The 12,912-nt window shown below is 71.4% G+C and carries 12 protein-coding genes and 1 pseudogene; 4 read left to right on the forward strand and 9 right to left on the reverse strand.

The features are described 5' to 3' along the window. Positions 1-179: 179 nt before the first annotated feature. The gene (locus AB5L97_RS15135; protein WP_423246794.1) at positions 180-977 is read right to left on the reverse strand and encodes a redox-sensing transcriptional repressor Rex; all 798 of its coding nucleotides are present in this window, start codon (positions 975-977) and stop codon (positions 180-182) included. Positions 978-1,058: 81 nt separating this feature from the next. Continuing rightward, a complete protein-coding gene (locus AB5L97_RS15140; RefSeq protein WP_369045274.1) occupies positions 1,059-1,313 on the reverse strand; it encodes a glutaredoxin family protein in 255 nt (84 codons plus the stop codon). Positions 1,314-1,368: 55 nt separating this feature from the next. On the opposite strand from AB5L97_RS15140, the gene AB5L97_RS15145 reads away from it, so the two are divergent. Next, positions 1,369-2,178, forward strand: a complete 810-nt coding sequence (locus AB5L97_RS15145; RefSeq protein ID WP_369045275.1) for an HAD family hydrolase — start codon at positions 1,369-1,371, stop codon at positions 2,176-2,178. Positions 2,179-2,345: 167 nt separating this feature from the next. Here the strand turns inward: AB5L97_RS15145 and AB5L97_RS15150 are convergent, their stop codons facing one another. The 4 genes from AB5L97_RS15150 to AB5L97_RS15165 all read right to left on the reverse strand — a co-directional run bounded on the left by AB5L97_RS15150 (position 2,346) and on the right by AB5L97_RS15165 (position 5,290). Next, the gene (locus AB5L97_RS15150; protein ID WP_003792170.1) at positions 2,346-2,444 is read right to left on the reverse strand and encodes a 30S ribosomal protein bS22; all 99 of its coding nucleotides are present in this window, start codon (positions 2,442-2,444) and stop codon (positions 2,346-2,348) included. 116 nt (positions 2,445-2,560) lie between these two features. Beyond that, positions 2,561-2,764 (reverse strand): helix-turn-helix domain-containing protein, encoded by a 204-nt coding sequence (locus tag AB5L97_RS15155; RefSeq protein WP_307958868.1) that lies wholly within the window; start codon positions 2,762-2,764, stop codon positions 2,561-2,563. A 10-nt stretch (positions 2,765-2,774) separates the two neighbouring features. Further along, positions 2,775-3,908, reverse strand: coding sequence for a 3-deoxy-7-phosphoheptulonate synthase (locus AB5L97_RS15160; RefSeq protein ID WP_307958869.1), 1,134 nt, complete (start codon positions 3,906-3,908; stop codon positions 2,775-2,777). Between the two features lie 281 nt (positions 3,909-4,189). Next, positions 4,190-5,290 carry an acetylxylan esterase gene (locus AB5L97_RS15165; protein ID WP_369045276.1) on the reverse strand — a complete coding sequence of 367 codons (1,101 nt, stop codon included), beginning with the start codon at positions 5,288-5,290 and terminating at the stop codon, positions 4,190-4,192. A 111-nt stretch (positions 5,291-5,401) separates the two neighbouring features. On the opposite strand from AB5L97_RS15165, the gene AB5L97_RS15170 reads away from it, so the two are divergent. The 3 genes from AB5L97_RS15170 to AB5L97_RS15180 all read left to right on the forward strand — a co-directional run bounded on the left by AB5L97_RS15170 (position 5,402) and on the right by AB5L97_RS15180 (position 8,950). Then, entirely contained in the window at positions 5,402-6,484 is a 1,083-nt protein-coding gene (locus AB5L97_RS15170) for a LacI family DNA-binding transcriptional regulator (RefSeq protein WP_369045277.1), read from the forward strand. A 1-nt stretch (position 6,485) separates the two neighbouring features. Next, complete coding sequence (locus AB5L97_RS15175; RefSeq protein WP_369045278.1) at positions 6,486-7,658, forward strand: acetylesterase; 1,173 nt, start codon at positions 6,486-6,488, stop codon at positions 7,656-7,658. Positions 7,659-7,756: 98 nt separating this feature from the next. Beyond that, positions 7,757-8,950: a M24 family metallopeptidase gene (locus AB5L97_RS15180; protein ID WP_369045279.1), complete on the forward strand. Its 1,194-nt coding sequence runs from the start codon at positions 7,757-7,759 to the stop codon at positions 8,948-8,950. 241 nt (positions 8,951-9,191) lie between these two features. Here AB5L97_RS15180 and AB5L97_RS15185 read toward each other — a convergent pair whose 3' ends face one another. The 3 genes and pseudogenes from AB5L97_RS15185 to AB5L97_RS15195 form a co-directional block, all read right to left on the reverse strand. Then, positions 9,192-10,691, reverse strand: coding sequence for an aldehyde dehydrogenase (NADP(+)) (locus AB5L97_RS15185; RefSeq protein ID WP_369045281.1), 1,500 nt, complete (start codon positions 10,689-10,691; stop codon positions 9,192-9,194). Further along, on the reverse strand, positions 10,688-11,827 hold the full coding sequence (locus tag AB5L97_RS15190) for a mandelate racemase/muconate lactonizing enzyme family protein (RefSeq protein ID WP_369045282.1): 1,140 nt from the start codon (positions 11,825-11,827) through the stop codon (positions 10,688-10,690). The genes AB5L97_RS15185 and AB5L97_RS15190 overlap by 4 nt, the downstream gene beginning before the upstream one ends. 149 nt (positions 11,828-11,976) lie before the next feature. Further along, positions 11,977-12,906 (reverse strand): annotated as a pseudogene (locus AB5L97_RS15195) (5-dehydro-4-deoxyglucarate dehydratase); the annotation flags it as partial. Positions 12,907-12,912: the final 6 nt, after the last annotated feature.

Consider the following 12,912-nt stretch of genomic DNA (forward strand, 5'->3'; position numbering starts at 1 on the left):
GGTGCGCCGCTCGCCCCGGTAAGGGGCGGCGTCGTGCGCCGTATCCGCGGGCGACCCGCCAGTAGACGCGTTGTCAGCAGGCGCCAGAAGCGCGGACGCGTCAGCAGGCGGCGTCGTGCGCCGTGGGTGCAGTGTCCGCAGGCGCAGTGTCCGCAGGCGCCACGAACGCGGGCGACCCGTCAGTCAGCAGGCGGCGGCATGTCCGCGGGCCGCGTGTCAGCGGGTGGCTGTATGTCCGCGGGCGCCACGTCCACGGCCTCGGGCGCGCCGGCGGACGGTTGCCCGGTCTCGCCGCCCGACTCACCGCGCTGGGCGTGATACGCGAGGATCTGGAGCTCCGTGGCCATGTCCACCTTGCGCAGGGTCACGCCCGGAGGCACCTGCAGGATCGTGGGCGCGAAGCTCAGGATGCTGCGGACCCCTGCGGCGACCACGCGGTCGCAGACGAACTGGGCCGCGGAAGCGGGGAGCGCGAGGACCGCCATATTGGTCCTGGTGCGCTCGAAGACGGCCTCGAGGTTGGCCGCATCCGAGACACGCAGCCAGCCGATCTCGTTGCCGATGATCTGCGGGTCGGTGTCCAGGAGAGCCACGACGTCGAAGCCGCGCGTCTCGAACCCGCCATACCGGGCCAGTGCGCGGCCCAGATTGCCCGCGCCGACGATCGCGACGCGCCAATCACGCGTGAGCCCCATCGCGACCGAGAGGTGCGTCAGAAGGTTCTCGACCTCGTAGCCGACCCCACGTGTGCCATAGGAACCGAGCTGCGAGAGGTCCTTGCGCAGGGTCGACGAGCTCACACCCGAGGCCTCGGCGAGGGCATCAGAGGAGACGCGGTCCACGTCGTCGGCCAGGAACGAATTGAGCGCGCGGAGGTAGACGGTGAGTCGGGCGACGACGGCCGGTGGGAGCCCCTTGCCCTCGGACAGCGAGACGGACGGCTCCCCCTCGTGACTCGCCCGACGTACCACTGACACTCCTCAGTCCTGCTGCTCCGGGGCCCTGAAGGGCCGCCGCACTCACTCTAAGTTCCGTCCGCAGGCCGGGCCAAATGGGCCTCAGCCCTGCCGGGCCGCCTCGACGGTGCGGCGCAGACGGGCCTCGTTGATGGTCCAGAAGTCGCGTTGGACCCCATCAACGAGGACCACGGGAACCTCCTCGGCGAAGCGGTCGCGCAGCGCGGCGTCCTCATCGATACGGCGCTCCTGCCACCCCACGCCTGCCTCCGACGCGACCCGGGAGACGACCTTCCTCGCGGCTTCGCACAGGTGGCACTCGCTCTTGGTCACGAGGATGATCTCGGGGATACGCATGCCTCCCACGGTAGCGCGGCCCGGTCCCTGCGCCGCGAATGGCTAGACTCTGACCATGCCCGGAGAGAAGAAGGCGCAGGCCCCGGTGCGCCCCGCGCCGGTGGAACGCTCACGCGAGGCGGCCTTCTTCGACGTCGACAACACGCTCATGAAGGGTGCGAGCCTCTTCCATGTGGCGCGCAAGATGTACGAGCGCAAGGCGTTCACCCTCCGCGATGCGGCAGGCTTCGCGTGGAAGCACCTCGCGTTCCTGCTGCGAGGCGAGAACCTCGAGGACGTGCATTCGATCCAGGCGTCCGCGCTGTCCTTGGCTGCGGGCATCCTCACGGTTGACGTCGCCACCGTGGGCCACGAGGTCTACGACGAATTCATCGAGTCCCGCATCTGGCCCGGTACCAAGGCGCTTGCCGAGCAGCACCTCCGCATCGGCAGGCGTGTGTGGCTCGTGACGGCGACGCCGATCGAGATCGCCTCCGTCATTTCCGAGAGGCTCGGCCTCACGGGTGCCCTCGGCACCGTGGGCGAGATCGTGGACGGCACCTACACGGGACGTCTCGTCGGGGAGATCCTGCACGGCCAGGCGAAGGCGGACGCCGTGGCGGAGCTCGCCGAGCGCGAGGGCCTGGACCTGCGGCAGTGCTGGGCGTACTCGGACTCGCACAACGACATCCCGCTCCTGACCCTCGTGGGGCACCCGGTGGCAATCAACCCGGATGTGCGGCTCCGGGCCCACGCGAACGCGAACAACTGGCCGATCTACGACTTCCGAGCGGGACGCCGGGCCGCAACGCTCGGGCTCAAGGCCGCCACCGTGGGCGGCGTGCTGTACGGGCTGTGGCGGGGATATACGCGCATCCGCAGGTAGCCCCGCCGGCTCCTCGGGCGCCGGGATCGGGTGCTGGGACCCCCCAACTCTGCCCCGCGCGGAGTCCACGAACGGTCCGCGAGCGCCACAACGCGCCCAGAACGCCACGAGGCCCGCCCCCAACAGGGACGGGCCTCGCATCACCTTCGCCCGTGAGGGCGGGGCGCCTACTTCTTGTTGCGGCGCTGGTGACGAGTCTTGCGAAGCAGCTTGCGGTGCTTCTTCTTGGCCATGCGCTTGCGCCGCTTCTTGATGACTGAACCCACGTGCAGTTCCTAACCGATAGTTGGTGTCCCGGCCGCTGGCCGGCGCGCTCGGGGCGGCTTTCAACCAACTGCTGGTGACGGGACGTTAAACGTTCCTCAACAGGATACCGTACACGTCAGGCGGTCTCACTCCGGCCGTCGACCACCGCATTGCGCAGGTACTCCTCCACTGCGGCCTCAGGCACCCGGTACGAGCGGCCGAAGCGCACGGCCGGCATCTCTCCAGAGTGGACAAGACGGTAGACCGTCATCTTGGACACGCGCATCATCTCCGCAACCTCAGCAACGGTGAGGAACCGGGAAGTGGAGAAATCAGCCATACAAAATACTCTAGTTGCTGGAGTGGCTCTTGTGAACGCGGCGCTGTCTGGCCGCACCCGCGAGGCCAGTCAGGACCTGCGCGGTGACGTCCCACTCCATACATTTGTCGGTCACGCTCTGCCCGTAGACGAGCTGCGTGCGACCGGCGGCGAACTGCGCGACGTCGAGTGCCTGCGCCCCGCCCACGAGGAAGCTTTCGAGCATGACACCCGCGACCGCGTCGGCGCTGGCGCCCCCCGTAGCGAGGTGGCTTCCGATCTCGAGGGCGACCTCAGCCTGGCGGTGATGGTCCTTGCCACTGTTGGCGTGGCTCGCGTCCACGATGAGGCGCGGGTTGAGCCCCTTGCCGGCCATCTTGGCCGACGCCGCCGCGACGTGCTCCGCGCCGTAGTTGGGTCCGTCCGAGCCGCCGCGGAGGATGAGGTGGGTGTCCGGGTTGCCGGAGGTCGCCACGAGGGCGGCGCGACCGCCGTCGTCAATGCCGAGGAAGGCCTGCGCGGCGGCCGCGGCGCCGCATGCGTCGATCGCGACCTGCAGCCCGCCGTCAGTGCCGTTCTTGAACCCGACCGGCATGGACAGGCCCGAGACGAGCTGGCGGTGGATCTGGCTCTCGGTGGTGCGCGCACCGATGGCGCCCCACACGATCGCATCGGCCGTGTACTGCGGGCTGATCGGCTCGAGGAACTCGGTCGCGGTGGGCAGACCAAGCTCGAGCACGTCCAGGAGGAAGCGACGGGAGGCACGGAGGCCGGCAGCGATGTCGTGGCTGCCGTCGAGATTCGGGTCATTGATGAGGCCCTTCCACCCGACAGTCGTGCGCGGCTTCTCGAAGTACGTGCGCATCACCACGAGCATGTCCTCGCGGTGTTCGCGGGCGACGGCGGCGAGCCGGGTCGCGTACTCGAGGCCCGCCTCGGGGTCGTGGATGGAACAGGGGCCAGCGATCACGAGGAGGCGATCGTCGAGGCCGTCCATGATGGCGCGCACCTCGTCACGTCCGCGGGCCACGGTGCTGGCAGCGGCCTCGCTGAGGGGCAGCTCCGAGAGGAGGTCGGCCGGCGCGGGAAGGGGGGTGAACTCGGCGACGCGGAGGTTTCCGGTCGAGGAGTCGATGGTGGTGCTCTGGGTGCGGGGCGGGGTCATGGTCAGTCCTTGTCCTGACAGGCCCCCAGGGATCCAGAGCCTGCCATTGAAATGGCAAAGGGCAAGGACCGTGTGGTCCCTGCCCTGTTGGCTCTGGAGTCGGTACGCGAGGATCTACGCTTGGCCCTCCAGAGCCAACGCAAAATACGCATACCAACGCTTGAACATGCTCGCACTTTAGGCGCGGGAGTCTTAGCCCGCAAACAGCCGTCCGCATGCTGGACGCCTGCGGTCGCAGAGGGGATGGATTGCGGCCACGATCTCGGCGAGGCGCCGCCCGGTCAGACCAGGCGCTTCCGCAGCCACACGAGCTGCCGCGCGACGTGATGCTCTCCCCCGCCCTCGTGGTTGTTGAACTGGTACTCCTCGATCGACTTCTCAACGGACTCCCCGGACGACGCCGCGTGCCCAGCGCGGGCCGCTTCCTCGCCGTAGCGGTTGAACGCCGCGTAGACGGTCGATGGCGGGCACGTCGTGTCGCGCAGTGCCACCGAGAAGTACGCCGGAACCCGCGCGAAGCGGGCGTGGTTCACGGCGTCGAAGTACGGCAGCGTCATGAGGGCCGCCTCGACGTGATCGCGGTGGCGCACGAGGTACCGCTCGAGTTCGGGGTACGGCCCAGTCGAGGCGACCTCGAGGGCGCGGGGGTAGTCGCACAGGAACGGGACGTCCGGCAGGCAGCCGACCACGCCGTCGAGCCTGCCCGCCGCAAGGCCCGCCGCAGCGAGCGCGAGGCCACCGCCCTGCGAGACGCCTTGCACCACCACCCGGGCGGCGTCGACGGCCGGGTGCGCCGGGACGGCCTCGATGGCCCGGAGGGCATCGGTGTAGATGCGCCGGTAGTAGTAGTCCTCGCGGGACAGGAGCCCGCGAGTCATGACGCCCGGATACTGGTTGCCTCCGGAGCTCGGATGGGGATCAGGTGTGTGGCCGAGCTGGCCCCCGTAGCCCTGGCCCCGCGAATCCATGATGAGCATCGCGTAGCCGGCCTGCGCCCAGAGGGTGTTCTGGTGCGGCAGCCCTCGCCCGCCTGAATACCCGAGATAGGTGACGACCGCAGGGAGCCGCCGCGCGGCGTCGTGCGTGGAGGGCGGCGCGTCCCGCGGGAGCCGCCGCGCGGCGTCGTGCGTAAGGGTCTGCGCGTCCCAACCGGCGGGGAGGTGCAGCCACGCCTTGATGGGCTGCCCTCCGAAGCCGGCGAAGGTGACGTCGAAGGTGTCGATGAGGGGCAGGAGCGTCTCGACGCCCTCGAACCGCACGTCGAGGGGGTGGGCCCGCGCCTCGGCGATGGTCGCGTCCCAGAACTCGGAGAAGTCGGCGGGGATGGCCGCGCCGCCGGCGTAGGCGCGGAGCTGATCGGACGGAAGGTCGACGACGGGCATGAACGGCCTTTCTGCGGTGGTGTCCCGACCGGCAGGATATCGCTTTCCCGTCTGCTGCGTAACCGGTTGCTATGCTGTGCCCAACCCACGATCGGAGGATCCATGGCCCGCATGAGCACGCGCCCCTCGGGGCGCGTCACCATCGCCCACGTCGCCGCGGAGGCGGGCGTCTCCCGCGCCACTGTCTCCCGGGTCATGAACGGCCTCGCCACGGTGGACCCCGCGATCGGCACGCGAGTCCGGGCCGCCGCTGAGAAGCTCAACTACACCCCCAACACTGTGGCCCGCAGCCTCGCGATCGGGCGCACGCAGACCGTCGCGATCGTGGTCCCGGACCTCGCGAACCCCATGTTCCAGGAGACCCTGCGCGGGCTCTCGCGGGCAGCCGCCAAGGACGACTATCGGGTCCTCGTGGCCGACTCGGTCGAGAACCCCGAAGAGGAGGTCATCCTCGCGCGCGAGGCCCGGCGGCGCTGCGACGGACTTGTGCTCGTCGCGCCCCGCATGGACGCAGCCCGGCTGGACGCGCTCCTGCCGGAGCTCGCTCCGGTGGTCCTGGTCAACCGATCCTCCGGGGTGCCAGGGGTGCCCGTGCTCGCCGTCGACTACGCATCTGGAATCCGCAGCATCATCGCGCATCTGAGCCAGCTCGGACATCGGCGCATCGCGTACGTGGCCGGACCGAGCGCGAGCGCGGGCGACCGAGCCCGGCGCGAGGGACTCCAGCATCCACTGCCCACGGCCGAGGGCGCCGAGATCGTCGTGATCCCGTGCGGGGCGATGTTCGAGGACGGCTACGCCGCACGCGACGCCGTCATGGATTCCCGCGCAACGGCCGCCGTGTGCTTCAACGACCTCGTGGCCATGGGACTCCTGGGCGCGCTGCACGAGACCGGCGTCGCGGTTCCCGGGCAGCTGTCCGTCACCGGCTTCGACGATATCCAGTTCGCCCGCTACACGGTCCCGGCGCTCACGACGGCCTCCGTCCCGCAGAACGAGCTCGGCGAGCAGGCGTGGCAGCGGCTCCGGGCCCTCCTCGATGGGCGCGAACCGGATCAGGATGTCGACGTCAAACCCCACCTCGAGCCTCGCGCGAGCACCGGCCCGGCACCTGGCACCGAGGCTCCGGCTGGCCGGACGCCGCGCGAGGCTCCAGCTGACTGGATGCCGCGCGGGACGCGAACCGAGGCCTGAGATGGCGAACGACGCCTGGGCGGGCTGGCAGCGCGAGGTTGCCGGCGCCGTCGTGCGCAGCAAGCCCCTCTTCGCCGAGCGCGCCGCGGAGCCTCCCGAGGAGCTCCGCGAGGCACTGACGGCGGCCCTGGGGGTGCCGGGATTGCGGGCGGATCCCGACGTGCGCGTCGAGGACACATTCCGGCGCGACGGCCTCGAGGGCGCTGACCTGAGCTGGACCTGCGGCTACGGGCCGCGGACCCGGGCCTGGCTCCTCCGACCCGATGGCGCTGGAGAGCCGCTGCCTGGCGTCCTCGCGCTGTTCGAACACGGCGGAGTCAAGATGCTCGGTCGCGAGAAGCTCTCCGATGGCGCGGGGCTGGAGGGGCCGGTGGCGCTCGCCGCATCCGCCCACAGGGAGGCCTGCTCGGGCGGCCGGGCCTGGGCGGAGGAGCTGGCGCGGCGGGGCGTGGCGGTGCTCGTGCACGACGCGTTCGGCTTCGGATCGCGGCGGCTGCCCGCGGCGGAGGCTTCGGCGCGGACCGTGCGGGCGGCGCTCGCGCAGGGGTCGCTCGCGCGCGAGGAGGCTGCCGAGGCGTCCGGTGACCCGGCGGCGTCGAGCCCTGCCGTGGACCCCGAGGCCCTGCACGCGGGCTTCGAGGGCGAAGCCGCAAAGGCCGCGGGAGTCCTGGGGACCTCGTGGGCCGGGCTGCTCGCCGCCGAGGACCTCTTCGCGCTCGACGTGCTCGGCTCGCTTCCCTGGGTCGACGGCGCACGGCTCGCCGCGGCGGGAATGTCCGGCGGCGGCGCGAGGGCCGGAGTGCTGCGCGTGCTTGCGCCGCAGCTTCGCGCCACCGCGATCGTGGCGATGATGAGCACCCTCCCCGAGCTCATGGCCGGGCACGCGGATGCACATTCGTGGACGTGGCTGAGCCCCGGTCTCGGCACGGTGGGTGACTGGCCGTCGGTCGTTGCCTCGTGGACCTCGAACCCCCTGCTGGTGCAGTACGGGCTCGCGGACCACCTGTTTCCCCGGTCCGGCATGGAGCGCGCACACGAGCAGATCCGACGGCGGTTCGAGCACTTCGGGGACGCCAGCAACTACACGGGGGCGTTCTATCCCTCCGGCCATGTGTTCACGGCCGCGATGCAGAACGAAGCGTTCGGGTGGCTCGCGAGCAGGCTGGGGCCCTGAGCCGTTTCTGAAACCGGTTACTCAGATCCGTTGACGGTCATCTCACGCCCACCTAGGGTGGAGAGAAATCGGTTTCTACGCCATCCGAGGGATTCTTCATGCCGTTCCCCCACACCCATGCCCCCTACGCGCGGGTCCCCCACATGGACGCCTCCCACATGGACGCCTCCGTCGCCGCCCAGTCCGCCGACGCAAGCGGCCGCGAGCATGCCGAAAAGCGCCGCCGCGTCCTGGCCCTGCTGGATGCGGCCTGCGCGGACGCCGTTGCCCTCACCTCCCAGGCTGCGCTCGGGTGGTACCTGCAGGGGGCACGGACCCACGTGAGCCTCGCGGGCGGCCCGATCGTCGCCGCAGTCGTGGACCGCGACGGTGAAGCGGTGCACGTGACGTCGAACGAGGAGCACCGGCTCGTGGCCGAGGAGCTGCCCTCGTGGGCGCAGCCCGTCGTCGTCGCACACCCGTGGCACCGCGACGTCGTCGCCACCGCCGAGGCGCAGGCCCTCGCTGCGGGCGGGCTACGGGAGGAGGCACTCGCCGCCGGGCTCCGGAACGCGCGGCAGTCGCTCCATGCGGAGGAGGCCGCGCGGTACCGGATCCTGGGTCGCGACGTCGCACGGCTCCTCACGCGTGAGCTCGCCGCGGCCCGACCCGACGAAGCCGAGGTGGATCTGGCCGCACGGCTGACTGCAGGGGTTGTGGACCTCGGGGCCGAGCCACTCGTGGTCCTCGTGGGCGGGGACTCGCGCGCAGCCCACCGGCATCCCCTCCCGACGCGAGCCCCGCTCGGCCGGCGCGCCATGGCAGTGGTGTGCGCGCGGCGGCACGGTCTCATCCTCAACATCACGCGCTGGGTGCGCTTCGGCCCACGGACCGCCGACGAGCGGACCGCAGATGCCAGGATCCTCGGGGTCGAGGCCGCCTACCTCTCAGGATCCCGGCCCGGTGGGTCCCTCCAGCGGGCCTTCGACGCCGGCACCGCGGCCTACCTCGCCAACGGATTCGCCTCCGACGAGTGGACTCGCCACCATCAGGGCGGCGTCGCCGGATACGCAGGGCGGGATCCGCGCGCCCTGCCGGGGCTCGATCTGGGCCTCGGTGCGGACGTCGCCTTCGCGTGGAATCCCACGGCAGCGGGCTGCAAGGTCGAAGACACGATTCTCAGCACCCAGGGGGGCTTCGAGGTCCTCTCCGTTGACCCGGAGTGGCCGACCGTCGCCTCTGTGGTCCCTGCCTCGCACGACGGCGCGTGGGCGCCGCAGGTGCTGGACCGCCCCGACGTTCTCGAGCTCTGACCCGGAGTCACCTCCCAACAACTCGAAGTCACCTCCCACGGATGCGGAGTCACCTCCCACGGATGCGGAGTCACCTCCCACGGATGCGGAGTCACCTCCCACGGATGCGGAGTCACCTCCCACGGATGCGGAGTCACCTCCCAAGGGATTTAGCAAAGCGAGGAACTAGCGTCGCTGGAGAGATGACCCCGCATCGCAGAGACATGACCCCTCATCGGGGGGGGGAGGTGACCTCGCGTTGCTAGGTGAGGGGCGCCGTCGTGAGCTCGCCATCGACGCGGCGGACGATGCTTCGCGGGTTCTCGTCGCGCAGGGCCTCCGGCAGGACGGACGCGGGCGCGTCCTGGAACACGACCGGCCGCTGGAACCGGCGCACCGCAGTGGCCCCGACCGATGTGTGGAGCGCGGACGTCGTCGCCGGCCACGGGCCGCCGTGGTGCTGCGACCACGTCACCGCGACCCCCGTTGGCCAACCGCCGAACAGAACGCGACCGGCGCGCTCGGCCAGCCGAGCCGCAAGCTCGGTGACGTCCTCGTCCGGTTCGGCGTGGACGGTGGCGGTCAGCGAGCCGCCGACGGCGTCGAGCACCGCGTCCCGCTCAGCGTCCGACGCGTACCGCACGAGCAGCGTCACGGGCCCGAAGCACTCCTCGAGCAACACCTCTGGCCGCGCGAGGACGCGGGCGGCGTCGGCCATGAGGACCGCAGGACGTGCCACGCCGTCGGAGGCGTCCTGACCGGGATTCCCGATCAGGAGGTCTGCCTTGCCGTCAACCACGAGCCGCCTCAGCCCGGCCGGGAACGCCTCCGCGATGCGTGGGGTGAGCATCACGCCGCCGCGATGGGACGAGGCCTCGATGGCCAGCGCCGTCTCGAACCCTGCCTCCGCGGGCACCAGGACGAGCCCGGGCTTGGTGCAGAACTGCCCGACGCCGAGTGTGAAAGACGCCGCGAGCCCGGCAGCGATCTCTGCCGTCCGGGCCTTGGCCGCCGCCGGCGTCACGACCACGGGGTTGATCGAGCCGAGCTCGCCGTAGAAGGGGATCGGATCGGGCCGCGCGCACGCGAGGTCGAACAGGGCGCGTCCTCCGGACAGCGAACCGGTGAACCCGACGGCCGTGATGCCCGGAGCCTGGACAAGCGCGTTCCCGGCTGGCCGCCCGAGCACGAGCCCGAACACGCCGTCGGGCGCACCGGCAGAGGCGAGCGCATCGGCGACGACCTGCGCCGTCCGCACCGACAGCTCGGGGTGACCCGAGTGCCCCTTGACGACGACGGGGCACCCCACTGCGAGGGCGCTCGCCGTGTCGCCGCCGGCCACGGAGAACGCGAACGGGAAGTTGCTCGCGGAGAACACGGCGACGGGCCCGAGCGGACGCAGGATGCGGCGCAGGTCGGGCTGCGGCGGCGTCGCACCGGGACGCGCGCGGTCGATGACGGCCTCGAGGTATGCGCCGTCCCGGACGACGGCGGCGAAGAGCCGCAGCTGGCCGGTGGTCCGTGCCACTTCCCCGGTGAGCCGCAGGGTGGGCAGGTGCGACTCCCGCTCCGCGATCGCGACGAGCTCGTCGCGGGCCGCATCGAGCGCGTCGGCGACGGCCTCGAGCCACGCGGCCCGTGCGTCGTCCGACGCCGCTGCGGACGGCCCGGCGGCCCTGACCGCGGTGGCCACGACGGCGTCGAGCTCCTCTGGCGTAGTGTCGGCGGTCGTCTGGGGGATGAGCAGGGCGGCGGCGGTCATGCGGGGACTCCTGAGGTGTGGGCGGCGTGGGGCAGGTGCGGTTCGTCAGCTGCGAGTCGCTCGACGAACTCGAGGCCGAGGCCAGGAGCCGGCTCGAGGTGGATGGTTGCGCCCTTCCGAATGACGGGCGACGGCGCGGCGAGCAGGCCGAGCGTCTCGAACGAGGTGTCCTCGACCTCCTCAATGTGCACCGCGCCGGGCAGGGTCGCGGCGAGCTGTGCCGAGAGGTCGGTGAGCAGGTGGGGCGCGAGTTCCACGGAGCCCGACTGGGCGAGGGCCGCGATACGCCGGAACGGCGTGATGCCGCCGACGCGGATGATGTTGGGCTGGATGACGTCGCACGCGCCGGCCGCGACATACTCGCGGAAGCGCTGGAGCGTGTGGAGGTTCTCCCCCACCGCGATGGGCACCGACACGGATCGGCGGAGCTGCACGTGCCCGTCCAGATCCTCGGCGCGCAGCGGTTCCTCGAGCCAGTGCAGCCCGTACGGCTCGAGCGCGGCGACGGCACGCCGGGCGGTGGGCAGGTCCCAGCGCTGGTTCGCGTCCACCATGAGGCGCCGGCCCGGGCCGAGGGCCTTCCGCACGGCGGCGACCCGCTCGACGTCCTCCTCGATCTCCGGCTTCCCGACCTTGATCTTGACGGCGCCGTACCCGGCCGCGATCCATCGCTGCACCTGTTCGAGGAGCTCCTCGAGGCTGTAGTGCAGGTTGACGCCGCTCCCGTACGCGGGCATCGACGCACGACGCCGCCCCAGCAGCCCCGCGATCGGCTCGCCGAGGCGCCGGGCCGTCAGGTCCCAGAGAGCCAGGTCGAGGCCCGCGAGCGCGATCGTGGTCAGCCCTCCGCCGCCGGCCTCGTGGAGATGGCGCCAGAGCACCTCCCACACGGCCTCGGGGTGCGTGGGGCCCCCGAGAGCTGCCCGCGAAATGTCCGCGTCGAGGAGGCTCTGCACCGCCCCCGCGCCAATCGTCGGAGTCCAGGAGAACCCGGTTCCACGGTTCCCGTGGGAGTCCTCGACCTCCACGACGATCACGTGCACTTCGGGGACATCCGGTCCCCAGGGCCGCGGGAGCCTCGGAACGAGCAGCCTGGTCCGGAGCGAGGCGAGCACCGGCTCACGCGCGGCACTCATGAGGCCACGAACGCGTCGGCCGCCAGCTCAGCACCGGCGAGGTCACCACCGGCCAACTCAGCACCGGCCAACTCAGCACCGGCGGGGTCGTCACCCCGGCGGCGCGCGCCGTCGTGCGCGAGGTCGGCGAAGGCGACGGGCTCGGCGGCCACCAGCTCAGCCCCGATGGCGAGGATGCGCTCGAGCTCGGCGAGATGCTCGGCGGACGGGTCGAGGAGCGGCGCCCGCACGCCGCCGACGGGCAGGCCGCCGAGCCGGACGCCGGCCTTGACGAGCGAGACCCCGTAGCCGGGGACCGTGTCCCGCAGCGCGACGAGCGGCCGGTAGAAACGCGTGAGGATCTCGTGCCGCCGATCCTCGTCGCCGGAGGTGTACGCACGGTAGTACGCGTTCGCGACCCCCGGCGCCATCGCGAACGCCGCCGAGGAGTACAGCGGCATGCCGATCCCCCGGTACGCGCCCTGGGTGAGCTCGGCGGTGAGGAGGCCGTTGAAGAACTGGAAGTCGGTGCGACCGGTGGCCTCAACCGCGAGGACCACCTCCTGCGTCACGCCGATGTCCCCCACCCCGTCCTTGAACCCCACGACCTGGGGGATTCCGGCGAGCCGCGCCGCCGCCTCGGGCGTGAACCTCGCGTTGCCGCGGTGGTAGACGACGAGCTCGAGCGAGGTCGACGCCGCGATGGCTTCGACGTACCGCTCAAGCCCCGCGACGGGTGCGTTGACGAGGTACGGCGGCAGGACGAGGAGACCGTCCGCGCCTGCATCCTCGGCGGCCTTCGCCGCCTCGATCGCATGGCCGAGCGGTCCACCCGTCCCTCCGATCACGGGGACGCGATGCCCAGCCTCGGGACCGCCCTCCGCGGTGTGCTCGCCCACCGCCTGGACGGCGGCACGCACGACGGCGCCCGCCTCCTTCGCGGTGAGGGCGTGGTATTCGCCGGTGCCGCACGCGGCGAACACGCCGCCGGGTCCGTGGGAGAGGCGCGACGCGATGTGGTCGCGCGTGAGCCCGGGATCCACGGCGCCGGACGAGTCGAAGGCCGTGATGGGGAAGAAGAGGATGCCGTCGAAGTGCATGGGTGC

Source organism: Sinomonas sp. P10A9, from assembly GCF_041022165.1.
GTDB classification, from domain to species: domain Bacteria; phylum Actinomycetota; class Actinomycetes; order Actinomycetales; family Micrococcaceae; genus Sinomonas; species Sinomonas puerhi.